We start from the raw sequence: 26,662 nt of genomic DNA on the forward strand, positions 1-26,662 counted from the left end.
AAAAACCATGTACTGGTGAGCAATACAGACCATTGGAACTGACGGACGTAACAAAGCATACGTTAATCCTCCAAGCATTTCATAGAAGTTGACAACTACATCAGGGCGTTGCGTTTCAATAATATGATGTACCTGCTTCAGGCTTTTCCATAACGGTCGAATATTCTGGATGGCCTGTATCGTTGTTTTAAAAGGTTCCAGTGCGTTTGTTCCTGCATTATAAACCAGTCCTGGACTAAAAATAGGTGTGATTGGCGCACTAAAAGCTTCGCTAAAAAAGGCTGGTACGTCTCGTTCTGCCGTTACGCCAACCACCGCTCCTAGTACTTCATGACCAGCTATACGTAGCATTTGCGCTAGTGATAATGCCTGCGTCAAATGCCCGCGACCTTCACCCTGTATTAAAAATAAAGCACGCATAACGTAGTGAATTAGTTTGTTGGAACAGAAACGCCGTTGATGGTACCGAGCCTGAGTCGCGATTCTTTCAGTTCAGGCTCGGTATCGTCTTCAGAAAGATCGGATGTGTAGTAAAGTAAGCTCCAGTTGCCATCGTGGTCTTCCACTAAAGCGCTTAACGATTCGACCCAATCGCCGGAATTCATATAAATGATACCCTCAAACTCTGTGATGGCAGGTTGATGGATATGGCCGCAGATGACTCCATCGCAACCGCGAGCCCGCGCTAGTTCAGTTAACTTTTGCTCGTAATCAGAGATGTAATTGACGGCGTGCTTAATGCGGGATTTGATACGTTGCGAAAGTGAATAATAAGGTAAGCCTCGCCAGGTTCGGTAATTATTGTAGAACTTATTGATCCACAGGAGGAAAGTATAGCCAAGATCTCCCAGATAAGCCAGCCATTTCATTTGCGACGTGATAGAGTCAAATACATCGCCATGTGTTACATAAAATTTTCTGGTATCGCTGGTCAACGTGTAATCTTTACGAATCGAGAAGTTTCTGCCTACTTTGAGCGGCATAATCTGATCCAGAAAATCGTCGTGGTTGCCGCGCAGATAAATAACTTTGGTGTTATAATGAACGATTTGCTTTAAAACCGTTTTAAAAAAAGCAGTATGTTTTTTCTTCCAAGTGCCGTATTGTTTCAGTTGCCAGCCGTCAACGATATCACCATTAAGAATGAGTTTCTGACAGGAGTAATTACGCAAAAATTCAGTGGCTTCTTTGGCTTTTGATCCCGTAGTGCCAAGGTGGATATCAGAAAGCACAATTGTGCGGAATTGCGTACGTAATTGCATGAACGAAACTACGTATCTCCTGTGAAGTAAGAATTATTGAAATGTTACCAAATTGACAAGAACGCCACTCTATGGGAGCGGTTATTCATATTAACTTAACAGACCACAAAAAATGGAGAATCCAGTGCTTATTTTCGGTGCGGGGAGCCTTGGCGTAACGGCTTTAGACCTGTTTCAGCGAAACAACGTAGTGGTGTATGGCTTATTGGATGATAATAAAAACCTACACGGAAAACAGTTCGGGGACGTGTCTGTGCTGGGAGAAACAGACGATGATGGCTTCTTGAAATTAATAGGCCATAAGTGTGAAGCATTTATAGCTATCGGCGACACTCGCGTCCGAAAACGTTTGGTTAAAATGCTTAATGAACGACGAAAGGTGCAGCCAGTTAATGCTATTCACGATACGGCAACCATATCGATAATGGCCTCAATCGGCCACGGAAATCTGATTGCTGCCCGGACGGTTATTAACCCCTTCGCCGAAATTGGGCAACATTGCATTATTCAATCGGGAGCGGTTATTGAAAGCCAGGCTACACTTGGCAATTATATTCAGATCGGAACTGGCAGCCTGATCAGTAGTGAGGTAACTATTGAGGAAGGCGCTTTCATCGGAACCGGGGCAACGATTGTGGCAGGCGTCACTATTGGCAAAAATGCCCGCGTAGGAGCGGGCTCGGTTGTTGTAGAGAACGTAGCGGCTGGTGCAACTGTATTCGGAAACCCAGCGAAAGTTGTGTAAGGTGCGCTGGGCGAAAGTCGATAGACACTGACTATCGACTAATTTTCTGTTTCATCGTCCTGAATAACTTTCTCTTTAGCCCGCTCGTACGTTACCTTTCCTTTTTCATCCCATTCAGTAATGGTATACGGTTCAAAAGCAGTATCCCACTGGTCGCTGGCGTATTGAGTCAGTTTACGACGCATCCGCCGGCCGCTTGGATTAATAGGGTAATACTCCGTCCATCGGCCAACTTTTACACCATTCTCATATTTGCCTTCCTGGGCCAACAGACCGTTTTCATGAAAGGCCATGTATGTTCCTTTCACTTTACCATATTCCATCGGAATAATCTCTTTGATCTTACGATGCGTTGAATCATAATAGGTCAGCTGAGATTCTGCCGGTACGCCCCGATGCCAATGAGTTTTATCGGTTAGCATAAACTTTGCGTCATATTTCTCCCAGCGGCCATCTTTCATGCCAGCGTAGTAATGACCTTCCTCAATCAGAGCATCGTTCTGATAACGTCGATAAGGGCCATGCAGCAGGAGACCTGTACCTTCATCCTTGATGACTGAACTCGTTACCCGACTTGATTTCTGATAATAACGAAAAACATCTCTTACATAAGGAAGCGGCTTCACCGCATCGTTATCACGTAGTACGTAAAACTCTTCAACGATTGTTCGATCGCCACTACCGAATTTTGTATACGCTTTTACCATTGACAAACCTTCATATTCCGTCTTTGCCAATTTTTGTTTACTTTTCTTGTCAGCCTTGAGTTTTTTAAGTTGTTTTACTTTTAATCCTAAATCAGGCATAATTCCCGCTACGTAAGCATCTTTCTGTTCTTTTAAAGACGACATAGTTGGTAAACCAAGCGTTGTTAGCGAAGACGGTACTGACGAAAAGGCGGACAAAGGCGACGGCGGAGCTCCAGACGGAGCCAACACTGGTTTCGAAGCCGTAGTAAATGAGGCTGGAGCAGTGGCGGGACTTTGTGCAAGTACAGCCGTTCTGACCGTAATTGTCAGAAAAAGAAGCGAAAATGTTCGGTTCAAATTAGTAGCAAACATAGCATGAGCAAACGATTGGTGCCCGAAGTTTGTTAGTTTTGCAACGCTTTCTGAAGCCATATTATTTTATAACTGCACCGCTCAATCCATGGCGGGCTAATCTAAAAAACCAATTCTTGTGAAAAAAGAAGCCCGTATATATGTTGCCGGACACCGGGGAATGGTCGGGTCGGCTCTCGTCCGTAAACTTCAAGCCGAAGGATATACTAACATAATTACACGCACTTCATCAGAGCTGGACCTACGTAACCAGACGAGTGTAGCCGACTTTTTTGAGCAAGAGCGGCCTGAATATGTATTTCTGGCTGCTGCTAAAGTGGGTGGTATCCTGGCAAACAATACGTATCGTGCTGAATTTCTGTATGATAATCTGATGATTGAATCAAACATCATTCATAGCGCTTATCAAACAGAAGTTACTAAATTACTGTTCCTTGGCTCGTCATGTATTTATCCAAAAATGGCTCCACAGCCTTTAAAAGAAGAATACTTGCTTAGTGGTTATCTGGAGTCGACAAACGAACCATATGCTGTTGCTAAAATCACGGGAATTAAGTTGTGTGAAGCCTACCGTAGCCAGTACGGTTGCAATTTCATTTCAGCGATGCCCACAAATCTTTACGGGCCAAACGACAACTACGATTTGAACGGTTCACACGTACTGCCAGCCCTGATTAGAAAGTTTCACGAAGCAAAAATCAATGAGCAGCCTTTCGTTGAGGTATGGGGAACAGGCTCACCACGACGTGAATTCCTTCATGCTGATGATCTGGCTGATGCCTGCTTCTATCTGATGGAGCATTACAATGATGAATTGTTTGTTAACATTGGTACAGGCGAGGACGTAACGATTCGCGAACTGGCAGAAATGGTTAAAGAGACTGTCGGCTTCGAAGGCGAACTGCGCTGGAATACAGACAAACCCGACGGAACACCGCGTAAACTAATGGACGTATCGCGGTTGCACACAATGGGCTGGAAGCATACTACTGAACTGAAAGAAGGGATCGAACGGACGTATCAGGATTTTCTGGCCAATGAAGTACTGTACGTAGAATAAATAGATAGTCGATAGTCAGGAATCTCCAGTGTCAGTAACTGACAAATCCTGACTATCGACTCATTACTTAAAGATTCCTTTAGGATCGGGCTGTTTAGCGAGCAACTCATTCACATAACCCAGATCAAGACTGGAAAGGTCGAGGTGATGCGCCTGATGCAAATAGTCCCAGGCTTTCGCATAATCAGCTCGCAGATAGTACACAACCGAAAGTTTCTGATGAGACGTAGCGTTTGCTGGGCTAATGCCTATTGCTCGCTGCAAGTGCTTTTCTGCATCGGTTAGTGCCTCTGCGTTAGCTTTATCCTGATAGTGTTTAATCTCTACCGTTGCCAGATCGGTCATGAGTACCACGTTACTGTCGGCCACAGCTAACCCTCTTTTTAACATTCGGATGGCGTCGGGTAGCTGATTCTTCTGATAGCACACAACGCCAAGCCCCCAATAAGCGTCAGCATTACGGTCATTAAGCAGCCACGATAAGTTGAAGCGATAGGCCGCCGTGTCTAACTGTCCATTCGCTACGTAGTCCCAACCCCGGTTTGCAAAAAAATCGCTGGCTTCAGAGCGACTAGCGAAATTACGATCACAATCGTTCAGGAAATGAATTTCTTCGCCAATCTGGGCGGCAGTTTTTGGGCGTTCGCCGAAAAGAGGTAACGTATTGACCGAGATATGGGTGGCATCGGTGTCACTACTGGAGGAAATTTCTGTCGAAGGGGTAACTGTTTCAGTGGGCGTAATCACCGTTCTGGACTGCCGAACGGAATCGCCAGAACGTGCCGATGTAACGAACTGCTTAGGTTGTGCGACCGCTAAAAACGGCAGCACTACTAAAGTCCACTGAATCAGATTTATTCGAACGATCATAGAAATTACGGTAGCACAGTCTATGTCTCGATAAAACGAAGGGGAAATCTAAATTAGTACATTATCGACAAATTAACGACGCCCGCCCCGTGAACCTGAGCGCTTTACAGCCGAAACAGGCGTTCCTGTTTTACGATTTGCTGCACCAGACCGACCATTATTACCCTGCGAAGCTGCTTTCTTACTGCCAGGTAGTTTAGATTTAGCTTTTAACCGATCTTTTGCATTGGGCAGATTCTTGGCTTTTTTTTCGTGAAAAGCGCCCAGAAATGTAGGATCTTCCTTACGTCGCTGTTCGTCTATCTCACGTAGCATCGCTTGTTGCTCATCGAATGGCGTTTCCATAACCTCAACTTCAGTCGGCAACGGCTTTCTGGGAATCGTCATGCGAATAATTCTCTCAATCTTCTGTACATGGTACTCTTCAGCCATTGTCAGGAACGTAATGGCTTCTCCGGTATGATTAGCACGTCCGGTTCGACCGATACGATGGACATAATCTTCGTAGATTAGCGGTAAATCGAAATTGATGACATGGCTCACCTGCGCTACGTCTATTCCTCGGGCTGCTACGTCTGTCGCTACCAAAACCTGAATATTGCCTTCTTTAAAGGCCTCCATCGCGTTTATGCGTGTATTCTGGCCTTTGTTGGCATGAATAACCCGAATCCTGTCAGACTCAACAACCTTACGAGCAAGAAATTTATAAATGTTTTCGGCAGTGCTTTTCGTACGAGCGAAGATGATCACCCGCTGAAAGGCATCTTTATTAATCAAATAGTCGAGGAGATTAACCTTTGTCCGAAAATTAGGCACTTCATAAATCACCTGACTGACCATGTCGGCTGTTGATGCCTGGGGAGTGACCTCAACTTTGATAGGAGCTTCCAGAAATTCAGCGGATAAGCGCTCTACGCGTCCGCCGAAAGTGGCCGAAAATAAAAGATTTTGTCGCTTCGTTGGAATTACTTCAAGAACAGACCGAATCTGAGGCATGAAGCCCATATCCATCATTTTATCGGCTTCATCCAGCACCATTGTGCGAATGTCTTTCGTGACAATTTCACCAAGTCGATAAAGGTCTAGAAAGCGACCGGGTGTTGCCACCAGCAAATCAACGCCTTTTTGGAGTGCTTCAATTTGTGTTTTGGGGCCAAGACCGCCATAAAGTGCCAGATGGCGAAGCCCCGTATATTTTCCTATTGCGCTGACAGCTTCATTGATCTGCATGACCAGTTCGCGCGTTGGAGCCAGAATCAACGCGCGAGGATTGGTACCCTGTGGATATTTTATCTTCATCAACAGCGGTAGTAAATAAGCAGCTGTTTTACCCGTTCCGGTTTGCGCAATACCCAGTACGTCATGATTTTCCAAACTCAGCGGAATTGTTTTCTGCTGAATGGGGGTCGGTTCTGTATAGCCAAGTTCGGTTACGGCATTGAGTAGCTGCCGATTCAGTTCAAACTGTTCAAAAGAAGTAATTTCCATAAAAAATCGATAATCAACGGGTTTCAGTTGAAGATTCATTTGGCTTCGCTAGCGACAACTGACCACTGTTGACTAAAATTGTTTTAGTACGCGTTCTACACCACTAACGTAACCTGAGCCAAACAGATTCACATGAACCAGTAGCGGGTAAAGATTGTAAATAGCAACCCGTTCATTAAATCCCTGCTGAAGCGGGAAAGCTTCATCATACGCATCATAGAAATACTCATCAAATCCGGCAAACAATCTGGTAAACGCAAGTTCTGATTCGCGAAATCCGTAATAAACAGCAGGGTCAATCAGAGCAGGTTTACTAGTCTCATTAACCAGTATGTTTCCTGACCACAAATCGCCATGAAGCAAAGCCGGTCGTTCGTCGGGAAGTAAATCGGGTAAGCGGTTGTAAAGGCGAAAAAGAGCGTCGTATACGTTTTTAGGCAATAGCCCTTTATATAATGCTAAACCTGCCTGTGGCAACAGCCGTTGCTCGAAAAAGAAGTCATATCCATTGGCCGTCAACGTATTGGTTTGTGGTAACGAACCAATAAAATTATTGAAATGTAAGCCGAATTTAGCTTGTGTGTGCGAATGCAATGTAGCTAACGACTGGCCCAGGGTCTCCCAGTAGGATTTAGTAGGTTTGCCCGGTTCAATGTATTCAAGAATCAAATAGGATTTGTCTCCGTGCTGGCCATAACCGATCACCTGCGGCACTTGAAAAGCCTTCGCCTGACGTAGTAACTCGAGCCCCAAAGCTTCCGTCTCAAACATATTCTGGTTATCTGGTTGCTCAAACTGATTCCATTTAATGAAAAATATGCCTTCTGATGCAAACACCTGAGCAGCTGTATTAATATCTCCCCCTGATAAAAATTGAGTGTCGATAACATCAACCGTTCGGCCTAAAACAGAAAAAAGTATACTTTCAAAAAAAGAAAATTGCTCGGTACCCCAGAAATCCATGTGCCCTATAGTTTGCGGTTTACAGTTTTCAGTAGTTTGCCAATCCAATCAGTCAGGATTTCAGAGATAGCACACTTGTAAACCGTCCATGGTGAAAACTACCCTAAAATGAACTCACACATTCAGCACTTATACGACATTGCCCGGAAGCCTGAACGCCGGATTATCGGTTTGATGTCTGGTACTTCGCTAGATGGCCTCGACATAGCTATATGCCGTATTTCAGGTCAAGGCTCCACAACTCAAATCAAACTCGAACGATTTGCTACGGTACCCTACGACGATCAAGTAAAAGCCGATATACGTACCATTTTCGCTAAAAGCAAAATCGAATTTGAGCAACTTTGTTTGTTAAATCCTTATATCGGGCGAATGCACGGCCAGATGATTCTCAGTTGTTTACAGGATTGGAACCTCAATCCCGGCGACATAGATATTGTAGCCAGTCACGGACAGACTGTCTATCACGCACCCAAAAGTCAGCATCGACTTGATAAGTTCCCCAATGCAACGCTTCAAATCGGCGATGGTGATCACGTAGCGGCCGAAACGGGCATTATTACATTCAGTGATTTCCGCCAAAAGCACATTGCCCATGGGGGTGAAGGGGCTCCATTAGCTGTTTATGGTGATTACTTCATGTTTTCAAAAGCGGGCGAAAACCGCATTTTACTCAACATGGGGGGCATTGCCAACTTTACATATTTACCTGCCGATGGCAATGCCGGAGATGTCTTTACAACAGATACAGGCCCTGGCAATACGCTCTTGGATGCGTATGCACGGAAGTTGCTAAACAAGCCTTATGACAAAGACGGGACATTAGCTGCTCAGGGAAAAATAAATTCTGACTTGCTTCAGGCGTTGAAAACCAACCCATTCTTCGACGCACCTTTTCCAAAAACAACTGGACCTGAAGTTTTTAATGTAACTTATGTCGAGGATGCGCAAACGCGTAGTCAGACCAATCATCTAAATCATGCTGACCTCATGGCAACGCTCGTTCAGTTTAGTGCTGATACAATCGTTGAGGCCATCAGGCGTGTAGTCATTCAGACCGAAAAATACCACGTATACATGAGTGGGGGAGGTATGCACAACCCCGTACTGACCAAGGCGATTCAGCAGCAACTACCCGACTTTAATTTCGGACGTACCGATGAGTTAGGAATTAATGGTGATGCGAAGGAGGCAGTACTATTTGCTGTACTGGCGAATGAAAGTTTGGCAGGAGGCACTACATATTTCGGGCAAAGGCAGGGCGTTCCGAGCGTGACAATGGGAAAAGTAAGTTTTCCGAAATAAAGCCAATCGGACGAATTCACGAATTTTTTGGCCGAAACACTTTCATTTTTGCTTCATCGGTTGTGAGAAATGGTCCGCCTATAAGGTCGATGCAATAGGGGATAGCTGGAAACACAACTGACAGGCACTGACCAATAGCCGTTGGTTTGCCCGGTAGGTTCAGAATAAGCGTTTGATTGCGGATACCAGCTGTTTGGCGCGATAGTATGGCCGTTGGTACGTAGCGTAGGCTCTCCTGGCGCATCAGTTCACCAAAACCGGGCATCATCTTCTGGCAGACAGCTTCCGTTGCTTCGGGCGTTACGTCACGTAGCGCTGGTCCAGTACCACCGGTTGTAACAACTAAACAGCAGCCTTCCTGATCGGCCAGTTCAATCATTGTTGCTTCGAGCTGATCCTGCTCATCAGGAATAACGCGGTAGACGGGTTCCCAGACGCTGGTAAGCCAATCCGTTAGAAAACCGACAACCGCTTTTCCGGGAATATCTTCGTAAACACCTGCGCTCGCCCGATCTGAAACGTTGATAATGCCAATCTTGATCATGGATAAAAATAACGTAAACTGCCTCAAATGCTACACATCGTCTTTGAGGCAGTTTACCGTTGCTCAGGGTTTCTTACGTTTCAACGCCAAATCATGAGCTGTATCATAGTATGAGCGGAGGCTGCTCCAGTCAAACACTTCAGCAATGCTTTCGACCTGGTTACGCTGCTTGATACGGTCTCGCTGCGCCATCCGGACAAACCGGTACAGTACGTCGGTTAATTGATCGGCGGCTTCGTTAAACGATTGTGTACGGCGATTAATAACATAAATACCGCGATTTTCGTAATCGCGCATGATTTGCATAATAAAATCGCCAAAGCCCGACTGGTCGCTCGTTACGGTCGGAATTCCACGCACAACGCACTCCAGTGGTGTATAACCCCAGGGTTCGTAATAACTGGGGAAAACACCAAGGTGACAACCGCGTACAAACTGGCTGTAATCAAGCCCAAACAGGGGATTTGTAGAAGCGATGAAGTCAGGGTGATAAACGATCTTAACCCGGTCATATTCGTTGTTGACCAGGTTAGCCTGCCGAATGAAATGCGTCATAGCATCTTCATTAACCAGATTATGGGTCACAAAAGGCGGCAGATGTTTTGTCTTCCAGCTTTGTACGGTACGTCGAAGTCGAAGTCGCCAGTATTCATCTACGAAATTATTCAGGTCAGGCAAGGAAGTGCTTTGCGTATTGGATGCCGCTGCGTGGAATAATCGTTCACCAACTTGTTTTTCAATACTCTCGCAGGTTTCCTGAATTTCATCGAGCAATGCGCGCGAATGCAATACGTCGGGGTTAATGGATGTATATGGCTGTTTTGTAACCATAAACATGACCACCGTAGTGTCCATATTAGCCTGACGCATCCGATAGTTTAAGCGGGCTAGCGCTTCGAGCGTGAGATCATACCCTTTATTGGAAAACTCAAATCGGCCGGATGTGAAGAAATATAACGTTTTTTCCAAGTCGAACGAATAACTCTGGAAGAAGTGTCCCATCACAAACTCGTGAATCTTCTGTTTATAGCGAACGTGGAGATTCTGGAATTCGTGGACAGCCGCAAACCGTGTAACGTTCAGGCCATTTGGTAAAACTAAGTCTGGGTTTCGGCCTAAGAAAACTTCGCATTCGCGCGCCGTTACGTCGCTGACTGTTGTAAATACGTGAGATTGAAGCGCGGCCAATCGTTCAATGGTTGCCTGTGTTTCAATGCCGTAGTGCTGGGCTTCCCGTTTCCAGTCGAAAAAAGGAAGCTTTCCGTAGAAACCCGCTTCATTTTGTGCCAGATACCGCCCGAGCATGGTCGCATGCGTAGTAAATACAGTGGCTACTTTTACATTATTACGCCGTAAATCAGGCAGACCAGTACTGGCCATCCACTCGTGGAAGTGCGCAACAAAATCAACCCGGCGAGCATGATCTTCGGCCAATAGTGTAATAAAAAGCTTGACCATCTCGCCAAACGCAATTGTCTGGTTGACAAGATCTTCAATATTGAGCGTAGATAACTGGTAATTCAGCCAGAGCTGCGTTTTTATCTGATTGAGCTGTTCCGCGCTGACGCTGTTAATGTCAAATAGAACCACCCGTGGCCGACCCGTCACCAGCCAATACCCGTACTCAACATGATAGCCCATCTGGCGCATTTTACGAACCGTCTGACCAATTTCTGTTTCGTCTGGTTCAGTAATCGGTTCAAATTCAGCCGCGGATCGTTGCGGAAAATAAGGCCCTAACGCTACGTAGTTATCGTCCCATTTCTCGACCATTGCTGGCACTTTCGACCGAATAACCGTATAAATTCCACCTACCTGATTACATACCTCCCAGGCGACTTCGAGTAGGAGCTTGCGCTTCGATGTTGAAAATACCGATTCCAATGTATTGCTTAATTTTAATAACAGTTTAGTACCAATGATTACTGGCTCTTTGCACGGCAATTAAGTACTATAAACAATAAAAGAAAAACTTGTTCATTTCAAGTATGATTTTGCATCAGTTACCTGTGTCTTTTTATTCTGCGTCAACGTGTAGTTAAAACCGGGCTGAATACTGTAAGCGCCGAACTCACCTTTTTTGTTTACGGCCAGGAAACCAACCTGTATGTCTTTGTAATCCTGCTTCTTCACAATACGTAGTGCGGCTTCTTCGCAAGCCTGCTGAGGAGTTCGGCCCTGGCGCATTAGTTCAACAACCAAAAAAGACCCACAAGTACGCATCACCAATTCGCCGAGGCCGGTGGCACACGCTCCACCGATTTCGTTATCGACAAATAAACCGGCACCGATAATAGGTGAATCGCCAACCCGGCCACGCATTTTGTACGCCAGGCCACTGGTTGTGCAGGCTCCAGAAATATTTCCTTTACTGTCGATGGCTAACATGCCAATTGTATCGTGCCGTTCGATGTTGGCAATGGGTTTGTATTTTGCGGTTTTGAGCCACTCGCGCCACTCTTTTTCAGCTTTTTTCGTGAGCAGATTCTCTTTCTTAAACCCTTGAGACAACGCAAAGTTTAGTGCCCCTTCGCCACTGAGCATCACATGCGGGGTTTTTTCCATAACTGCCCTCGCTACGGAAATTGGATGCATGATGTGTTCAAGGAACGTAACAGCACCAGCATTTCCTTTCTCGTCCATAATACAGGCATCGAGCGTAACGTGGCCATCACGGTCAGGACGACCTCCGTATCCGACGCTCATATCTTCAGGATCAGCTTCGGGTATACGAACCCCTGCTTCAACAGCATCCAGAGCACTGCCTCCTTTGTCTAAAGCAGCCTGAGCCGCTGCATTGGCTTTTGGTTGCTTCCAGGTTGAAATAACTATAGGCCCTGGTGCCAAAGAATCGGTTATAGACGTATGGGCTGATTTAGAATGAACAAATGAATTTAGCGGCTTGAACGACAAAGAAGGGATTAACCCTGCAAACGAGCCAAGGGTTAAAAAACGACGTCGGTTTATCATAGATTGGGAGGCTTATGGCCCAAAATAAAGGAATAAACGGTTGGTATTCGCTACTTTTAATCAATTTATTAAAAACCACATATGACCGTTTCCAATAAACATGTTCTCCTGATGGATGGCCCCGATAGCAAGGGGTTGATTTACCACGTAACGGGCGTGCTGTTTCGGCATAATCTGAATATTATTCATAATGATGAATACGTCAGTCCATCGGGACAGTTTTTTATGCGCACCGAATTTGAGGGTACGTTTGATAATGAAGCTTTGTTGACCGAATTAAAAACAACCTTGCCTAAGTCAGTTAATCAATCAGGTATCACATTTCGCCTGAATCCGAAGCGGAAGAAAAACATTGTGGTGTTGGTGACGAAAGAGCACCACTGTTTAGCCGAGCTGTTAATTCGCTACGCCTTCGATGAGTTAGATGCTGATATTCTGGCAGTTATTAGTAATTATAATATTTTGCAGCCGTTAGTCAGCAAATTTGGTATTCCTTTTCACTACGTATCGCACGAGCGTAAAACACGGGAAGAGCATGAAGAAGCCATTTTGCGAACGCTTTCCATTTACGAGCCGGAGTACCTTGTTCTAGCCAAATACATGCGGGTTCTGACCGCTGATTTTGTCAATCATTTTCCGAACCGGATCATTAATATTCACCATTCATTTTTGCCTGCATTTGTTGGCGCAAATCCATATCGGCAAGCTTACGAGAGAGGGGTAAAAATTATTGGGGCTACGGCCCACTTTGTTAATAATGATTTAGATGAAGGGCCTATTATTGCGCAGGATGTTAAAGAAGTAAATCATCGCCAAACGGCCGCTGATATGGCAACGGAAGGACGTGACGTCGAAAAAATCGTTTTATCGCAGGCGCTGAAGCTGGTTTTTAACGATCGGGTATTTATTTCAGGAAACCGCGCTATTGTGTTGTGATCTGCACCACGCCCCGAATTTTTTCTTCCTTTGCTTCTACATACTCATATTCGTCCGGTACGCCAGAGGCCATAGAAACCGCTGGTTGTCGGTAAGTCATTCGGCTATCTTCTTTTGCACTACCACTCAAGTGCAGGGCATCAACTCCAGCATCGATTAATGAATGCGCATTCTGCGCATTCACGCCCGCTCCTGCCATAATTTCAATACGTTTGGCAGCTTGCTGAGTAAGCTGACGTAGCGTAGAGATTCCTAACTCAACGTTTTGTCGCTGTCCGGAAGTTAAAATACGTTCGGCTCCGGTGCGGATGACGGCTTCCAGCGCTTCGAGCGGATCGCGTGTCATATCGAAGGCGCGGTGAAACGTAACGGGCAAGGGCTTCGCCAATTCAATTAGTTCTCGTGTTCTGAACTCATCGACAGTGCCATCGACCTGTAGAACACCTAATACAAGACCATTCGCTCCCAGGGTTTTAGCCAGGAGAATATCGGCCTTCATTACGTCCAGTTCGGTTTCAGAGTAAGAAAAATCTCCCCCGCGCGGCCGAATCATGACGTAGAACGGAATGGTTAAATGCTGACGGGCCAGTTGAATCAGACCCGCACTTGGCGTAGTACCACCTTCGGCTAATCCGCCACATAATTCAATACGTCCGGCACCGGCCTTTTGTGCCGTCAGGCAGGATTCAAGAGAAAACGCGCAAACTTCAACAAGCATAATTAACAAAGTTCTGAGTTTCGGAGCTACGGACAGGAATCCTAATTAGGCGATGGCTGCTCCTGAAAGTGAAGCCTTGAAAATAAAACCTAAAACAAAAGAAATAATTTCACGTTAAACGCCTAAATCCCATTGAGGTAGCTGAAATGAACATTTTTGCGTAAAATAGCTTGGATATTAACGATTTTTTTACTTTTGCACCCTCATTGAAAAACAGACACTAAATACGAACACACTATGTACTGGACACTCGAACTGGCATCCTACCTGGAAGATGCCCCCTGGCCTGCCACTAAAGACGAATTGATTGACTATTCTATTCGCTCCGGCGCTCCTCTTGAAGTTGTTGAAAACTTACAGGAGCTTGAAGACGACGGGCAACCCTATGAAAGCATTGAAGAAATCTGGCCGGATTATCCAACCAAAGATGACTTCTTTTTCAACGAAGACGAATATTAATTCATCAGGGCGTTTTCGACAAAAAGGTGTAACCCCAACAATCTGGATTACACCTTTTTTATTTTTATTAATTTTCCGTTACTGCGAACAAATCATTAATCTTCGCCATGTGCTTTGTGGATGCACTATCTTCAGGATGCCGTTTTGCTTGATTGGCTTTCTGTTTTCGGTCCTTTCACCGACCGATCATATTTTTTCGGCGCATACAGAAAACCGAAAGCCTCAGCGCCTTCTTTGGTGTGCACTTTGTGATGGATGTAGTGTGCCCGCATAATGCGCTGCATATATCGACCGCTGGTGTCTAGCTTAACTTTAACACGCCGGTGAACGATAATGTCGTGAAACACGAAATAAAACAAACCATATAACGTAACGCCCGCGCCAATCCAGGTTAGAAAATCCAGTTCAGGATAGGCAACGCCCGTCCCGATCAGGGTGATAGCAGTCAGGGCAAATACAACCGCAAACAGGTCGTTTACTTCGAAAAAACCTTTGTGGTGATTGTGATGATCGCGATGCCAGCTCCACAGAAACCCGTGCATTACGTATTTATGCGTGAACCAGGCCACACCTTCCATAAATAGAAAAGTCCCTAAAACCAAAGCAACGTTTACCAACATATTTACGTTTATTGAGGTAGATGCATAATGTACGATCCGTAATGTCGGCTTAATAGGCGAAACGGCCAACATGGATTAGATTATTCATTCTACATTTTCTTTATTCAAATTACTAACGGTTTGTTACGTCGAAAAGTTGGTTGACAGTACCGGGTTTCAACGTAAAATAGAGATGTAGGCTAAACTCTTGCATGTTTGTGGAAAAGCCGTATATTTATCCCAGTCCGGAAGGACCCAATTCGGTGCTCAACCAGATGAACCCATCGGTTATGGACTATCAAGCACTCAAAAACCTGGTTAAACGGGGAGAGGGGAGCAATTTAGAGTTCAAGCTGAAAACAAACCATCCCGAGAAAATTATTCGGGGCGTGGTAGCCTTCGCTAATACAAACGGTGGTATCATGCTCATCGGCGTCGCTGATAACAAAACTATTCCGGGACTGAAATACGCCGATGAAGATGAATATTTACTTGTTCGTGCCATTAACAAGTATTGTTTTCCGCGAATTTCTTACACCATCGAGCGTGTTCAGCTTTACGACGAACGCGAAGTTCTCGTAATCCGTGTGCCCCGTAGCCCAACTCGCCCGCACTACGTTATTCCCGATCCGGCTAATCCTGACGATAAGAAGGCCTACGTGCGCGTAGGTGACAAATCGGTTCAGGCCAGTCGTGAAGTACGCGAAATCCTGAAAGGGGAACAGGCCGATCGCGACATTCGCTTTACGTATGGCGAAAAAGAGAAAAAGCTCATGCAACACCTCGGTGAGCACAGTAGCATTACGGTCGATCTGTTTGCTTCTATTGCCGGTATTTCGCGCCGGATTGCCTCCCGAACACTTGTTCTGCTGGTGTTGGCACATGTATTGGAAATCCATCCCAGCGACCTGGTGGATCAATATACGACGCGGGCGGTGCAGTAAAATTACCGCTGTTTTTCGGTATCTATCGGGAATGTCTTACTTTGTCATGCGTTATGAATCTGCATGATAAATCTTTACGACTATGTCCCAGCCCGCACCTGCTCACAAACCCTTCGTTCCTGCCACTGAATCACCCGCTGAGTTTACGCTAAAAGCGATCATTACCGGTGCGGTATTTGGTGTATTATTTGGAGCGGCTACGGTTTATTTATCGCTGAAAGCGGGCCTTTCTGTATCGGCTTCCATTCCGATTGCTGTACTGGCTATTTCTCTGGGCCGGAAGTTTCTGAATACAACTATTCTCGAAAATAACATTATTCAGACGACGGGCTCGGCGGGAGAAAGTATTGCATCCGGAGTTGTGTTTACCATGCCAGGTTTTTTGTTTCTGACGAACGGGAGTGGCGCCGATTTTTTTAACTACTGGACTATTCTAACTCTGGCGATTCTGGGCGGGTTGATTGGTACGTTAATGATGATTCCACTACGCCGGTCATTGATTGTGCAGGAACATGCTACGTTGCCTTATCCCGAGGGAACAGCCTGTGCATCAGTATTGATTGCGGGCGAGAAGGGGGGTAATTTTGCCAAAACAGCCTATCAGGGATTGGGAGTTGCCTTGCTCTATGCTTTTCTGCAAAAAGTATTGCACGTAATAGCTGAAGCACCCGTTTGGGCAACTAAACAGACAAATCGGTACTTTCCATCGGCGCAGGTAGCCGGAGAAATTACACCGGAATATTTAGGAGTTGGCTACATTATAGGTTTCCGTATTTCCGCCGTGTTGGTTGGAGGGGGTATCCTGGCCTGGCTGGGTTTAATTCCTTTACTGGCCTCGGTTGTACCGGGCGATACCATTGCGTTGCAGTTGCAAAAGCTTGGTTATCTGGCAAATCTACAAACTGCAGGTGGCCCAGGAGGGTGGAATCCAGCGACGCACACGTTTACGGATACGGCTGCTGCCGTCTATCGGGCTTATATTCGGCAAATCGGTGCGGGAGCTGTTACGGCAGGTGGTTTTATGACGCTGATTAAAACGATTCCGACGATTGTTTCTTCGTTTAAGCAAAGTTTTAGTAAATCATCCATTAATGCGATTGAAAAGGAAGATGCATTAGCCACCAGTAAACGTACTCCGCGTACTGAACAGGATCTGAGCGTACGTATCGTAATTGTTGGCAGCATCGTGTTGGCGGCCTTGATGGTAGTACTTCCTCAAATTCCTGGCGATTCTGTTATAACCAAGCTGTTGATCGCTATTCTGGTTATTGTTTTCGGTTTCTTTTTTGTGACGGTTGCTAGTCGAATCGTGGGATTGATTGGGTCCAGTTCATCGCCCGTATCGGGAATGACGATTGCAACAATTATGGGAACCTCACTCGTTTTTATTGCCTTCGGTCTGACGGGTAAGATTTATGAACCGGCGGTATTGGTCGTGGGAAGCATGATTTGCGTAGCTGCGGCCAATGCAGGTGGTACGTCACAGGATTTAAAAACGGGCTATCTCGTGGGCGCTACGCCTAAATATCAGCAAATGGCGCTGTTTATAGGGGTTATTGTCTCGTCATTGGTGGTTGGCGCTACGGTAAAAATCCTGGATACGCCTACGCCGGATTTGCTGGCGCAGGGAATTACACATGCTATCGGTTCCGATAAATTCCCGGCTCCTCAGGGAACGCTGATGGCTACGCTGATCAAGGGGTTGCTGTCGTTTAATCTTGATTGGCAATTCGTATTGGTGGGTGCCTTTATCGCTTTCGTATTTGAGTTGGTAGGCGTTAGTGCGTTAGCCTTTGCTGTGGGGTTATACCTCCCACTGTCCACTACGTTGCCAATTTTCACTGGTGGCCTTGTCAAAGCTATTGTGGACTGGAATGCTAAGCGAAAAGGGATTGTTGAGGAGGATGCTGATTTGGGAAAGGGAAATCTTTTTGCTACGGGTTTAGTTGCAGGTGGGGCGCTGGCCGGTGTCGGCGTTGCCCTGTTGTCGGTCAACGAATCGATTTATAATGGCTTAGCCGCAATGACGCTGGAGCCAGCCCTCGCTGACGCCTTGGGTGAAGGTGGTTATATGTTACTGGGTGCATTAGCCTTTGCGGGATTGGCGACAATATTGTGGCGGGTGGCGGAAGGACGGCGATAAACTATCTCTTTCAATAGGATTAACAGGATTGGTCTGCTGAAGTAATGATCCTGTTAATCCCATCGAAAATTTACCGCGCCTGTCCCGCTTTTTTCAACAGATCAACCACTTTTTCGACAGGCAGCTGATCAACTTTATGGCCTTGATCACCTGTGAGCGTTTGAGCGGCAAAAAGTGAATTAATAATGGCTTCCTCCGTAGCTTCAATAGCAGCCATAAATAATGCCGATACGTTATCGTTACGTAGCAACTTCACTTCATCGAATGGACTGATCGTTTCGTGGGGAATCTGGTAAGCGGTTGATACGGCGATAACGTAGTCACCACTTCCGTTGGAGGCAATTCCTCCCGTACGCGCCAACCCCATAAACGCACGCTTAGCCAGGCGTTTGAGGTTGCGGGCGTCTAGGGGCGCATCGGTTAGCACAACCATCATACACGATCCGTCGAGGTTTTCTTTGAATGAATAGCGGCCCAGATCTACGCCAACTGGCACCCCGGCAATCTGCAACGTACCACCGAAGTTCGTCTGTACCAATACGCCAACGGTATAACCATTCAACGAAGCGGGTAACTTCCGCGAAGACGTACCAATGCCGCCTTTGAATCCAAAACAAACCGTACCAGTCCCAGCACCAACGTTCCCTTCTTCAACTGGGCCAGTTTTGGCCAGACGTAGCGCATCCAGTACGTGCTGCTTCGTTACGTGCCGTCCACGAATGTCGTTTAGAAAACCGTCGTTTGTTTCGCCAACAACCGCGTTAACCGAACGAACCTGTTCATTACCAGCCTGTGTCAATGTATAATCAATTAAGGCGTCAGCCGCTGCTGGAACGCTCAACGTATTGGTCAGCACAATTGGCGTTTCAAGGTTACCAAGTTCGTCTACCTGACTAAAGCCCGCCAGCTTTCCAAAACCATTGCCGATATAAATAGCTGCCGGATTTTTCTGCTGAAACTGGTTTCCGGAATGTGGCAAAATTGCCGTTACGCCCGTTCGTATGTTCTGCCCCTGCTTGAGGGTGACCTGCCCCACCTGCACCCCTGGTACGTCAGTAATCGCATTAAGTGCTCCGGTCGGCATTACACCGAGTCGAATGCCATAGTCGCGCGGACGTTTCGGCGTTTGCGCCATTGTTAAGCCAGTGAGCAGAAAGAAAGATGTTATGAATAAAAGCTTATGAGAGTGATGGAAATGCATTCGGCGGCTGAATTATCTAGATTCTATCAAGCCAAATTAAATCAATTACTGAAAATACGCTTATCGTAAGTAGTCTATTTTATTGGCACTCCGTTTTCATTAATACGTATTCATAGCCCTGAGTCGGATTTTTTAACACCCATTTGCCTTGTTCCTCAATACGTTCGCCTTCGCGCCAGGTGATAGCATCGCCTTTTAAAGTAAAAATAACTTTATACGCCTGCGTAACGCCCTCACCCGACCGTTGCCAATCAGCAATGACCTGATTGTTCGTTAGCGTACCCTGAATAGAACCGCGAGCCTGGTCCTTTTCATAAGGCACTACGTTCAACTGTCCCGTTACAGCCGAATCCTGTACTACCAGTTGTAACGTAGTGGAATCGCGGCCAACAACTTGCCGGAAACACATAGTGTCGGGTTTAGAAGCAGCCATTGATATGGAATTTTCTACCGAATCCGTTGTTTGAATTGATTCCGTTTTTGAAGAGCGCTGTCCGCAACTGTAAAGAAAAAATAGCAGAGATAAATAAGGCAGGGTTGTTCGCATGGGCGTTCTAGTAATTCTTACAGAGGTTCGTAAAAGATCAGACGATTTTGTAGGCTAGTGACCTGTTGTTGCAGACTTTCGACACGATCCAGGAGATCGCTTACTACGTCCAGATCGTCGGTATGAATCGAGAGGTCCTGATGCAGGCGAACAAATTTCTCTAGTCGGCCCAGCTGCTCCGGATGGACATAAATCGCGCGCTCGACCGTTGTGATTTCAATCAGGCCGTTGTTGGCTAAGGTTTCGATAAACGTGATTTCGACATGATGATGCACGCAAAACTCACGGACAGAAATTAATTGGGCCGTTTGCATAAGTTCAATAGGTTAAAGAGCGGCTAACTGACGGAATAACTCTTTCTGCTGCTCGGTTAAGTTGGTCGGGAGTTTTACTTGCCACGTAATGTACAAATCTCCGAACGTACCGTCCTGCTTATAAACTGGAAAACCTTTGCCTTTGAGCCGAACTTTCGTTCCTGACTGGGTTTCGGGTTTGACGGTCAGTTTGACTTTGCCATCCATCGTTTCCACAATACGTTCTGCGCCCAGCATAGCGGTATATAGGTCAATTTCTTCATCAACGTAAATATCGTTGCCTTTGCGCTTGTAGCGGGCATCATCGGCGATAACAAACGTAATGTACAAGTCGCCACTGGGGCCACCATTAACGCCAGGTGAACCGTATCCTGCCAGCTTAATTTTCTGGCCGTTTTCTATACCTGCCGGAACCGTAATCCGAATATTCTTACCATCGACGGTTAATGTCTGTTTGTGCGTTGCGTAAGCATCGCGCAGGTTGATGTGAAGTTCGGCCTGATAATCTTGCCCTTTGAATTTAACCTGACGTCCTCTACCTGGCCCTCCTTCCTGCCCGAACATGGACGAAAGAAAATCTGAGAAGTCGGCTCCACCGAACCCATCCGAGAAGTCGTATTCGCGTCCTCCGTCCTGACCATACTGCTGACGGTATTGCTGTTGCTGCCGTCGGGCTTCCTCAAACTGCTCGGCATGTTGCCAGTCTTTGCCATACTGGTCGTATTTCTTCCGTTTCTCCGGATCGCTCAGAATCTCATTGGCTTCGTTAATCTGCTGAAATTTCTTGTTAGCTTCCGCGTCATTTGGATTGAGGTCCGGATGGTGTTTACGGGCCAGTTTACGGTACGCTTTCTTGATATCTTCGTCTGAGGCTGTTTTAGGGATGCCCAGAACGCTGTAATAATCAACAAAATCCATGGTTGGGTGGGAATGTATGGGTTGATAATCATCTAATAAACACGGAAGAAGTTAGGAAGGTTGTGAAAAGAAGGAGGACAAAAAACGCACTTAACAGGTAAATAGCTCAACTCTATAGCTTACTGTTTAAATTATACGTTAACCCAGGCCTACATGAAAATTACATGCTTTACCCAATTTTTACTGATCTGTTTTTTGGCATCGTTTACTACCTACGCCCAAAAAGGTTCTCTGGCCGATGTTAGTTTTATGGAAGGGCGCTGGCGCGGTACGTTCAATGGCGGGCCAATTGATGCTTCCTGGGTAGCTCCAGAAGGCGACAACCTGACAGGGTTTATGCGAATGATGAAGGATAGCAAGGTTACGATGTATGAAATGCTAATTTTTGAACAAACCGAACAGGGGCCAATCGTACTCGTCAAACATTTTAAGCCTGGTCTGATAGGGCAGGAGGAGAAGGATAAATCGGATTGCTACAAGTTTATAGAGGCTAGTAAAGACAAAGCCCTTTTTGAAAAAGAAGATGGCTCTATCCGCATCATTTACGAAAAGCGTTCGCCCGATCAGCTCGTTATTCAGCGGGGAATGCAAAAGGACGGTAGGTGGGCGTTTAATGATTTATTCGTATTTAATCGAGTCAAATAAAGGTAGCGTCTTTTAATCTGATTTTCAGCCAGTATAGTTGTGTGTACATTATTTAACGCTAAACTAATAAACATAAAAATTAAACAAGATTACTCAGAGCTCAGTTATAATGCCAGTTTTCCAAAACTTCACTATTTAACACTACAGCTATGAGAGTTTATCTTGCAGGATTATTGATGCTGGTTGCAATCTCTGCCACCGCTCAGGAGTACAAACCGTTTAAAGTAAATGTATCTGTTGGCTATGCCAAACCCCTTAACGCAGGCGTATCAGGCGGGTTTCTGGCTGCCGTAGAGCCCAAATATGGCCTTTCTGATAATTTCGATCTGGGCCTTCGTCTGGAACTGGCTTCAGTTGCGCGGGGAGTACAACAAAATGGCAATACGTACACAGGTGATGTAGGCGCATTTGCATCCTATCTGCTCACCGGTAGCTATTTGTTCGGAACTGGTGGCGTTCGGCCTTTTCTTGGCGTAGGGGCTGGTTTGTATACAATTGGTGCGGGTGGTACGGTTGTTATCAGCAGCAATGGACAGCCAAACCGGAACATTGAACTAGTAAGCGATACCAAATTTGGCGGCATGATTCGGGGCGGTATTAAAGCTGGTCACTTCGTTGCTTCTGTTGAATACAATGCTGTACCAACCAGTAAGAACAATACATCGGCTCTGGAAGTCACCACTGAAAACGCATACTTAGGAATTAAGGTTGGCGTAGACATCGGTGGCGGACGCCGTTAATCCACTTTTTCACAGCAGACAGCCCACTCCGATCGATCGGAGTGGGCTGTTTGTTTTTGCCTGTGGTTGTTACGTTAGTTACGCTCGAACGAATACGTTTTTCCCGGCTCCAGTAAGGGATGCGGCCCGCTGAGTTCGCCTTCTGAGAGTGTATACACTACGTTCTCAAAGAAAACTTCGGAGATCCAGGGCTCAAATCGAAACTCGTAATAGTTGTGTGTCTGGTTCGTAACCTCAAAAACGGAATACCGATCCGGACATAATTCAAAGCGTAGTGAAATTGACTTCAGAGCTTGTCGGGCAAAACTAACTTTTCCTTCTGCATCGGTTGTTTCGTGTAGCACATCTGTATCGTTTTGGGCAACAATGGATACGTAGCGCAGCAAGTGCTTATTCGAATCAATGATACGTATCGTCAGTTTGTTGCCGGGAACCGTCTGGCTAGTGACGAGTGCAAAATCTTTCTCGGGTCGTGGTCGGCTTGTCAGGATGATCTGGCTTCCATGTTGTTTCCAGGTGCCACTGCCAAAGCGATCCAGCGCACCGTACGCAAAGAAAAATTCAAACGTAGCGTCGGGATTAAGCTTGATGCCAGAGCCAACTTCGCGAACGTCAGTTAAATAATATTCTCCGGTAATAGATTTCGGGATGGATTGACCGTTTGAGATTGTCATGGTTAAATAAGCTGGTAGCCAGATAATAAGTGTGTGAATAAAAGACATAGTTTGTCTGTTTAGGCCTGAAAGCTACGTATTACGTTAGCCAGCAAAGAGCCGCACTTACTAAATGACCTAAAACGGTTAACAACTGGCCGATTATGGCCATCCGATCACAATCGGCCAGTTGTTATGTTTTGCTTATTTTCCGCTGCTGACCTTTGACGATTTCGCATCGTTCAGCTCTTTGAGCAATTCGGAGACTGCCTTATCTAACTGAATGCTTTTGCCAGTATAACTCTCGCCAATCGGACGTACAACCATAATGTCGACCGGGCGGGGAGCTAGTTCCATGTTTTTGCCTGCGTTATCAGTAATTTTAATAAAAGGCAATCGTACGTTTGACCCATCGATGAGTTGGGCTGCCGAAGTGTAAATAATCCAGCCAGCCGTAGGCTCACCGACCACTTTACCCAACTTAAGCGTACGGTATCCTTCTGTAAAATCTTCCGCGTCTGAAAGCGAATGTTGATTCGTTACCAAAATTGTGGGGCTTTCCAATGCCCTCTGGCCTAACTGTGTTCTTGCCGGAGCTGCAGGTAAGCCACGGGGCGTCATGGCCATGTAGCCTTTACGCGTAAATACGTCCAGCGCATAAGCGTTCACGAAGCCACCATTGTTGTTACGAACATCAACTACCACGCCTTCACGCGCGTGATTATCCGCATCCAGGTCGATATTCAGCTGCGCCAGTGATTCCGCTGACATATCATACAGATGAACGTAGCCGAGCCGCCCGCTGCTGATTTTGTTAACGTACTCCCGTTGCTGCTGAACCCATTGTTTGTAAAGCAAGCCTTTTTCCGTTGTCAGATTGACGGGACGTAGTACTACTTCGCGTGGAGGGGCACTGGCTGATGACGCAACCTGGAGCGTAACCCGACGATTAACCTGGTTTTCTAGCAGTTGATCCAGGTTTGTCGTCGCGTTGATTTTGGTATCATCTACAGCCAGCAGATAGTCGCCGGGCTTTATCGTTCCTGCTACAGCGGCTGGTCCCAGGTCAACCACTTCCGTAATACGTAGTCGACCGGAAGTTTCGTACTCTGTTCGGTCGAAACGCAGCCCAAGCCGGCCTGTTGTTGTCTGAATAGAACCGGCCGGTGCCGAAATACCCGAATGCGACGCATTCAGTTCGCCGAGCATCAGGCTAATCAGTCGACGTAGTTCGTCGGGTGTGCGAGCGCCAGCGGCCAGCGGTTCATATTCAGTGCGAATCGCTTTCCAATTGATGCCATGAAAGGTAGAATCATAAAATCCTTTGTTCTGAACATCCCACGCCTGCCGAAAAACCTGCACCTTTTCGTCGTTGAAATCAACATCCATTTCGGCCGTTATGCTCAGCGGTTTTGGTTCGCGCCGATCCAACGTAATGGATTGAATACGCCCCTGATCGATGTAAAAAACTTCTTTGCCATCAGGCGAGAACTGAGCTCCGCTTTTACTGCCGGGCGTTGAGGTCAACTGCCGCGCTACGCTCTGTTCACGACCGAGCTCATCCAGTGAATACGTATATAAATTTTGCTGACCCGCAACTGTAGCGATTAACAACAGTATTTTGCCATCCTTGCTGATCGAGTGCGCATCGACATCTACGCCTACCGGTAACAGACTCAGCCGCTGACGGATATCCTCAAAAACGATTTTTGTAGATCCGCTACGTCCGGCTTTATCGGCCGTGTCAACCTTGGCAACGGTATCGCGAACGGCTGTTTTGGCGCTGGTTGGCGTTACGGTGACGGGCTTTAGTGTTTTCGGAATTTCTTCGTTGAACAGATCCCGGAACTGGTCTTCCCGAAACTTAGGTGATCGAGGAACCAGATCAATTCGGGCAATCTGTGCAGTTTCAGTACGTTGGGTCGTACCGAACAGAATGTATTTTCCATCGGGGCTCCAGCTTAAGTTACCACCGAACGTATTAGCCAGAAAACTGATGGGTTTGCTGTCTCCGCCCGTTGCTGGAACAACGGAAATATTCCGGAAGGTTTTAGCGCCAAACGATGCAAACGCGATCCATCGGCTATCCGGCGACCATATCACGGAACCTGAAACCGCAAAGGGTGGACGACCTAGATAACCCTTTTTCAATATTCGTTCTTTTTTTGTTGCCAGATCCAGAACACGTAATTCCTGACCGTTACGAATAAAAGCCAGTGATTTCCCGTCCGGCGAAAAAACGGGTGAACTATCATCCAGCGGATCGTTTGTCAGGCGAGTTTCCTCGCGGGTGGCAATGTCATAACGATACAGATGCGCAGCTCCATCGCGGGTTGATACGTAGACGAGGCTTCGGCTGTTGGGCATCCAGACGGGCTGCGTTTCATTAGCGGCTGTATGGCTAATTCGCGTTGCATCTCCACCATCTTTAGCTGAAGCTGCAAATACTTCCCCATGAATCGTAAACGCTACTTTTTTCCCATCTGGCGACAGAGCAAGTTCCCTAAACTGGTTTGTTTGTTTGAGATGATCAACCGCAGGGCTGGCTGCAACCCCCCGGAGCCGAATAGAAATCGGCGTAGCCTGGCGGCTGGCAATATCATATTTCCAGAGACCAAAATCACGTTCAAACACAATTGTTTTTCCATCGTAACTGATGGTTGGCCACAATACCCGACCACTTGTAAACGTAGTCAGCATGGTGGGCTTTCCCGAAATAGGATGCGACCATAGATTTTGTGCCTGATTTCGGTCTGATACGTAGTAAAGCGTTTTGCTATCCGGACTCCACATTGGCCAGAGTTCTTTGGCACCGCTTTCGGAAACCTGCTCGTAGGCCGTTTCTAGTTTTTTGGCGTCCAGACGGTAAAGCCAGATCTCCGCTTCGTCGAGGTGACTACGTCCTTTTCGCCACCACTGATTTGAGGCAATGCCACGCGCTGAAAAGGCTAACGTTTTACCGTCGGGAGAGGGAGTACCATAGAATTCGTTCGCGTAGCGATCTGCCGTAACAGCCATCGGTGTACCTCCCGTAATAGCTACCCGATAGATGTCGTTCATGCCCGAAATATCCCGACTGGTCGATTGAAAATAAACCATCTTTCCATCGCGTGACCAGGCATTGAGTACCTCCGCACCATCGTCGTAGGTCAACCGCTTGATTGCGCCCGTTTCCAGCGTGAGTAGGTAAATGTCACCGTTACCTGTCCGTGATGATGCAAAAGCCAGATACCTGCCATCCGGCGAATACAACGGGCGAGATTCATTATCTGGATGGGAAACCAGCAGCCGTGCTTCGCCCCCGCTGGTCGGTACGGTCCAGATGTCGCCCCCGGAGACAAAGGATACTTCCAATCCATCAGGCGAAAGACTGGGTTCGGCAAAAGCGAATTTTGGTGTAAAAGTCGTAGATGGCGTTTGTCCCAGAGTCGGAAACGTAGCAGACAAGGCTATCAGGTAATAAATCAGCCGTTGTTTTGAAGACGTGCGCATTAAGTCAAGGGAATTTATTTCTGATCCAATCTTGTTCTCGAAACGATTCTTTTTCAGAAGGATGCGCAGGCTATTACTCTGGTTG

General features: G+C 46.5%; 26 protein-coding genes. 9 read left to right on the forward strand and 17 right to left on the reverse strand.

Going from position 1 to position 26,662, the window contains the following annotated elements:
* Positions 1-420, reverse strand: a 420-nt coding sequence (locus tag ACOJS8_RS27180; protein ID WP_420151702.1) for a glycosyltransferase family protein, incomplete at its 3' end; no start/stop codon positions are given.
* 11 nt (positions 421-431) lie between these two features.
* Positions 432-1,262, reverse strand: coding sequence for a UDP-2,3-diacylglucosamine diphosphatase (locus ACOJS8_RS27185; protein ID WP_420151703.1), 831 nt, complete (start codon positions 1,260-1,262; stop codon positions 432-434).
* A gap of 112 nt (positions 1,263-1,374) precedes the next feature.
* On the opposite strand from ACOJS8_RS27185, the gene ACOJS8_RS27190 reads away from it, so the two are divergent.
* Positions 1,375-2,007, forward strand: coding sequence for an acetyltransferase (locus tag ACOJS8_RS27190; RefSeq protein WP_420151704.1), 633 nt, complete (start codon positions 1,375-1,377; stop codon positions 2,005-2,007).
* Positions 2,008-2,045: 38 nt separating this feature from the next.
* Here ACOJS8_RS27190 and ACOJS8_RS27195 read toward each other — a convergent pair whose 3' ends face one another.
* Positions 2,046-3,128, reverse strand: coding sequence for a toxin-antitoxin system YwqK family antitoxin (locus ACOJS8_RS27195; RefSeq protein WP_420151705.1), 1,083 nt, complete (start codon positions 3,126-3,128; stop codon positions 2,046-2,048).
* Between the two features lie 58 nt (positions 3,129-3,186).
* Between ACOJS8_RS27195 and fcl the strand changes: the two genes are divergently transcribed.
* The gene (gene fcl, locus ACOJS8_RS27200) at positions 3,187-4,128 is read left to right on the forward strand and encodes a GDP-L-fucose synthase (protein WP_420151706.1); all 942 of its coding nucleotides are present in this window, start codon (positions 3,187-3,189) and stop codon (positions 4,126-4,128) included.
* 63 nt (positions 4,129-4,191) lie between these two features.
* Here fcl and ACOJS8_RS27205 read toward each other — a convergent pair whose 3' ends face one another.
* The 3 genes from ACOJS8_RS27205 to ACOJS8_RS27215 form a co-directional block, all read right to left on the reverse strand.
* Positions 4,192-4,998: a tetratricopeptide repeat protein gene (locus ACOJS8_RS27205; RefSeq protein WP_420151707.1), complete on the reverse strand. Its 807-nt coding sequence runs from the start codon at positions 4,996-4,998 to the stop codon at positions 4,192-4,194.
* Between the two features lie 72 nt (positions 4,999-5,070).
* Positions 5,071-6,486, reverse strand: coding sequence for a DEAD/DEAH box helicase (locus ACOJS8_RS27210; protein ID WP_420151708.1), 1,416 nt, complete (start codon positions 6,484-6,486; stop codon positions 5,071-5,073).
* 72 nt (positions 6,487-6,558) lie between these two features.
* Entirely contained in the window at positions 6,559-7,449 is an 891-nt protein-coding gene (locus ACOJS8_RS27215; RefSeq protein WP_420151709.1) for a fructosamine kinase family protein, read from the reverse strand.
* 108 nt (positions 7,450-7,557) lie between these two features.
* Here ACOJS8_RS27215 and ACOJS8_RS27220 point away from each other — a divergent pair, with 108 nt between their 5' ends.
* A complete protein-coding gene (locus tag ACOJS8_RS27220; RefSeq protein ID WP_420151710.1) occupies positions 7,558-8,754 on the forward strand; it encodes an anhydro-N-acetylmuramic acid kinase in 1,197 nt (398 codons plus the stop codon).
* A 16-nt stretch (positions 8,755-8,770) separates the two neighbouring features.
* Here ACOJS8_RS27220 and mog read toward each other — a convergent pair whose 3' ends face one another.
* From mog to ACOJS8_RS27235, 3 genes are all read right to left on the reverse strand, one after another.
* Positions 8,771-9,298 carry a molybdopterin adenylyltransferase gene (mog, locus tag ACOJS8_RS27225; protein WP_420151711.1) on the reverse strand — a complete coding sequence of 176 codons (528 nt, stop codon included), beginning with the start codon at positions 9,296-9,298 and terminating at the stop codon, positions 8,771-8,773.
* Positions 9,299-9,361: 63 nt separating this feature from the next.
* Positions 9,362-11,182, reverse strand: a complete 1,821-nt coding sequence (locus ACOJS8_RS27230; RefSeq protein ID WP_420151712.1) for a glycosyltransferase — start codon at positions 11,180-11,182, stop codon at positions 9,362-9,364.
* Positions 11,183-11,275: 93 nt separating this feature from the next.
* The gene (locus ACOJS8_RS27235) at positions 11,276-12,268 is read right to left on the reverse strand and encodes an isoaspartyl peptidase/L-asparaginase family protein (RefSeq protein WP_420151713.1); all 993 of its coding nucleotides are present in this window, start codon (positions 12,266-12,268) and stop codon (positions 11,276-11,278) included.
* Positions 12,269-12,349: 81 nt separating this feature from the next.
* On the opposite strand from ACOJS8_RS27235, the gene purU reads away from it, so the two are divergent.
* Positions 12,350-13,204 carry a formyltetrahydrofolate deformylase gene (gene purU, locus ACOJS8_RS27240; protein ID WP_420151714.1) on the forward strand — a complete coding sequence of 285 codons (855 nt, stop codon included), beginning with the start codon at positions 12,350-12,352 and terminating at the stop codon, positions 13,202-13,204.
* On the opposite strand, the gene ACOJS8_RS27245 is transcribed toward purU, so the two are convergent.
* A complete protein-coding gene (locus tag ACOJS8_RS27245) occupies positions 13,191-13,922 on the reverse strand; it encodes a copper homeostasis protein CutC (RefSeq protein ID WP_420151715.1) in 732 nt (243 codons plus the stop codon). The genes purU and ACOJS8_RS27245 overlap by 14 nt on opposite strands.
* A 237-nt stretch (positions 13,923-14,159) precedes the next feature.
* Here ACOJS8_RS27245 and ACOJS8_RS27250 point away from each other — a divergent pair, with 237 nt between their 5' ends.
* On the forward strand, positions 14,160-14,381 hold the full coding sequence (locus ACOJS8_RS27250; protein WP_009284883.1) for a DUF2795 domain-containing protein: 222 nt from the start codon (positions 14,160-14,162) through the stop codon (positions 14,379-14,381).
* A gap of 131 nt (positions 14,382-14,512) precedes the next feature.
* Here ACOJS8_RS27250 and ACOJS8_RS27255 read toward each other — a convergent pair whose 3' ends face one another.
* On the reverse strand, positions 14,513-15,001 hold the full coding sequence (locus ACOJS8_RS27255; protein WP_420151716.1) for a beta-carotene hydroxylase: 489 nt from the start codon (positions 14,999-15,001) through the stop codon (positions 14,513-14,515).
* Between the two features lie 254 nt (positions 15,002-15,255).
* Here ACOJS8_RS27255 and ACOJS8_RS27260 point away from each other — a divergent pair, with 254 nt between their 5' ends.
* Both ACOJS8_RS27260 and ACOJS8_RS27265 read left to right on the forward strand, forming a co-directional pair.
* Positions 15,256-15,924 (forward strand): helix-turn-helix domain-containing protein, encoded by a 669-nt coding sequence (locus tag ACOJS8_RS27260; RefSeq protein WP_420151733.1) that lies wholly within the window; start codon positions 15,256-15,258, stop codon positions 15,922-15,924.
* Positions 15,925-16,006: 82 nt separating this feature from the next.
* Entirely contained in the window at positions 16,007-18,067 is a 2,061-nt protein-coding gene (locus ACOJS8_RS27265) for an OPT family oligopeptide transporter (RefSeq protein ID WP_420151717.1), read from the forward strand.
* 70 nt (positions 18,068-18,137) lie between these two features.
* Here the strand turns inward: ACOJS8_RS27265 and ACOJS8_RS27270 are convergent, their stop codons facing one another.
* From ACOJS8_RS27270 to ACOJS8_RS27285, 4 genes are all read right to left on the reverse strand, one after another.
* Positions 18,138-19,202: a P1 family peptidase gene (locus ACOJS8_RS27270; RefSeq protein ID WP_420151718.1), complete on the reverse strand. Its 1,065-nt coding sequence runs from the start codon at positions 19,200-19,202 to the stop codon at positions 18,138-18,140.
* A gap of 145 nt (positions 19,203-19,347) precedes the next feature.
* A complete protein-coding gene (locus ACOJS8_RS27275) occupies positions 19,348-19,701 on the reverse strand; it encodes a hypothetical protein (RefSeq protein ID WP_420151719.1) in 354 nt (117 codons plus the stop codon).
* A 131-nt stretch (positions 19,702-19,832) separates the two neighbouring features.
* Positions 19,833-20,129, reverse strand: a complete 297-nt coding sequence (locus tag ACOJS8_RS27280) for a chaperone modulator CbpM (protein WP_420151720.1) — start codon at positions 20,127-20,129, stop codon at positions 19,833-19,835.
* 12 nt (positions 20,130-20,141) lie between these two features.
* On the reverse strand, positions 20,142-21,047 hold the full coding sequence (locus ACOJS8_RS27285) for a DnaJ C-terminal domain-containing protein (protein ID WP_420151721.1): 906 nt from the start codon (positions 21,045-21,047) through the stop codon (positions 20,142-20,144).
* A gap of 153 nt (positions 21,048-21,200) precedes the next feature.
* On the opposite strand from ACOJS8_RS27285, the gene ACOJS8_RS27290 reads away from it, so the two are divergent.
* Together ACOJS8_RS27290 and ACOJS8_RS27295 are read left to right on the forward strand one after the other, a co-directional pair.
* Positions 21,201-21,692 carry a DUF6265 family protein gene (locus tag ACOJS8_RS27290; protein WP_420151722.1) on the forward strand — a complete coding sequence of 164 codons (492 nt, stop codon included), beginning with the start codon at positions 21,201-21,203 and terminating at the stop codon, positions 21,690-21,692.
* Between the two features lie 149 nt (positions 21,693-21,841).
* A complete protein-coding gene (locus ACOJS8_RS27295) occupies positions 21,842-22,432 on the forward strand; it encodes a hypothetical protein (protein ID WP_420151723.1) in 591 nt (196 codons plus the stop codon).
* A gap of 74 nt (positions 22,433-22,506) precedes the next feature.
* On the opposite strand, the gene ACOJS8_RS27300 is transcribed toward ACOJS8_RS27295, so the two are convergent.
* Positions 22,507-23,154 (reverse strand): hypothetical protein, encoded by a 648-nt coding sequence (locus tag ACOJS8_RS27300; protein ID WP_420151724.1) that lies wholly within the window; start codon positions 23,152-23,154, stop codon positions 22,507-22,509.
* A gap of 135 nt (positions 23,155-23,289) precedes the next feature.
* Positions 23,290-26,577, reverse strand: coding sequence for a S41 family peptidase (locus tag ACOJS8_RS27305; protein WP_420151725.1), 3,288 nt, complete (start codon positions 26,575-26,577; stop codon positions 23,290-23,292).
* Positions 26,578-26,662: the final 85 nt, after the last annotated feature.

The organism is Spirosoma sp. (genome assembly GCF_048594605.1).
GTDB lineage: Bacteria > Bacteroidota > Bacteroidia > Cytophagales > Spirosomataceae > Spirosoma.

Excerpts from the sequence above, each read along its gene's own strand:
- ACOJS8_RS27255 (WP_420151716.1), bottom strand. The coding sequence starts at position 15,001 with ATGTTGGTAAACGTTGCTTTGGTTTTAGGGACTTTTCTATTTATGGAA.
- ACOJS8_RS27305 (WP_420151725.1), bottom strand. The coding sequence starts at position 26,577 with ATGCGCACGTCTTCAAAACAACGGCTGATTTATTACCTGATAGCCTTG.
- ACOJS8_RS27205 (WP_420151707.1), bottom strand. The coding sequence starts at position 4,998 with ATGATCGTTCGAATAAATCTGATTCAGTGGACTTTAGTAGTGCTGCCG.
- ACOJS8_RS27280 (WP_420151720.1), bottom strand. The coding sequence starts at position 20,129 with ATGCAAACGGCCCAATTAATTTCTGTCCGTGAGTTTTGCGTGCATCAT.
- mog (WP_420151711.1), bottom strand. The coding sequence starts at position 9,298 with ATGATCAAGATTGGCATTATCAACGTTTCAGATCGGGCGAGCGCAGGT.
- ACOJS8_RS27185 (WP_420151703.1), bottom strand. The coding sequence starts at position 1,262 with ATGCAATTACGTACGCAATTCCGCACAATTGTGCTTTCTGATATCCAC.
- ACOJS8_RS27220 (WP_420151710.1), top strand. The coding sequence starts at position 7,558 with ATGAACTCACACATTCAGCACTTATACGACATTGCCCGGAAGCCTGAA.
- ACOJS8_RS27245 (WP_420151715.1), bottom strand. The coding sequence starts at position 13,922 with ATGCTTGTTGAAGTTTGCGCGTTTTCTCTTGAATCCTGCCTGACGGCA.
- ACOJS8_RS27215 (WP_420151709.1), bottom strand. The coding sequence starts at position 7,449 with ATGGATTTCTGGGGTACCGAGCAATTTTCTTTTTTTGAAAGTATACTT.
- ACOJS8_RS27265 (WP_420151717.1), top strand. The coding sequence starts at position 16,007 with ATGTCCCAGCCCGCACCTGCTCACAAACCCTTCGTTCCTGCCACTGAA.
- ACOJS8_RS27250 (WP_009284883.1), top strand. The coding sequence starts at position 14,160 with ATGTACTGGACACTCGAACTGGCATCCTACCTGGAAGATGCCCCCTGG.
- ACOJS8_RS27210 (WP_420151708.1), bottom strand. The coding sequence starts at position 6,486 with ATGGAAATTACTTCTTTTGAACAGTTTGAACTGAATCGGCAGCTACTC.
- ACOJS8_RS27275 (WP_420151719.1), bottom strand. The coding sequence starts at position 19,701 with ATGGCTGCTTCTAAACCCGACACTATGTGTTTCCGGCAAGTTGTTGGC.
- ACOJS8_RS27190 (WP_420151704.1), top strand. The coding sequence starts at position 1,375 with ATGGAGAATCCAGTGCTTATTTTCGGTGCGGGGAGCCTTGGCGTAACG.
- ACOJS8_RS27290 (WP_420151722.1), top strand. The coding sequence starts at position 21,201 with ATGAAAATTACATGCTTTACCCAATTTTTACTGATCTGTTTTTTGGCA.
- ACOJS8_RS27295 (WP_420151723.1), top strand. The coding sequence starts at position 21,842 with ATGAGAGTTTATCTTGCAGGATTATTGATGCTGGTTGCAATCTCTGCC.
- ACOJS8_RS27270 (WP_420151718.1), bottom strand. The coding sequence starts at position 19,202 with ATGGCGCAAACGCCGAAACGTCCGCGCGACTATGGCATTCGACTCGGT.
- ACOJS8_RS27235 (WP_420151713.1), bottom strand. The coding sequence starts at position 12,268 with ATGATAAACCGACGTCGTTTTTTAACCCTTGGCTCGTTTGCAGGGTTA.
- purU (WP_420151714.1), top strand. The coding sequence starts at position 12,350 with ATGACCGTTTCCAATAAACATGTTCTCCTGATGGATGGCCCCGATAGC.
- ACOJS8_RS27195 (WP_420151705.1), bottom strand. The coding sequence starts at position 3,128 with ATGGCTTCAGAAAGCGTTGCAAAACTAACAAACTTCGGGCACCAATCG.
- ACOJS8_RS27300 (WP_420151724.1), bottom strand. The coding sequence starts at position 23,154 with ATGTCTTTTATTCACACACTTATTATCTGGCTACCAGCTTATTTAACC.
- ACOJS8_RS27285 (WP_420151721.1), bottom strand. The coding sequence starts at position 21,047 with ATGGATTTTGTTGATTATTACAGCGTTCTGGGCATCCCTAAAACAGCC.
- ACOJS8_RS27260 (WP_420151733.1), top strand. The coding sequence starts at position 15,256 with ATGAACCCATCGGTTATGGACTATCAAGCACTCAAAAACCTGGTTAAA.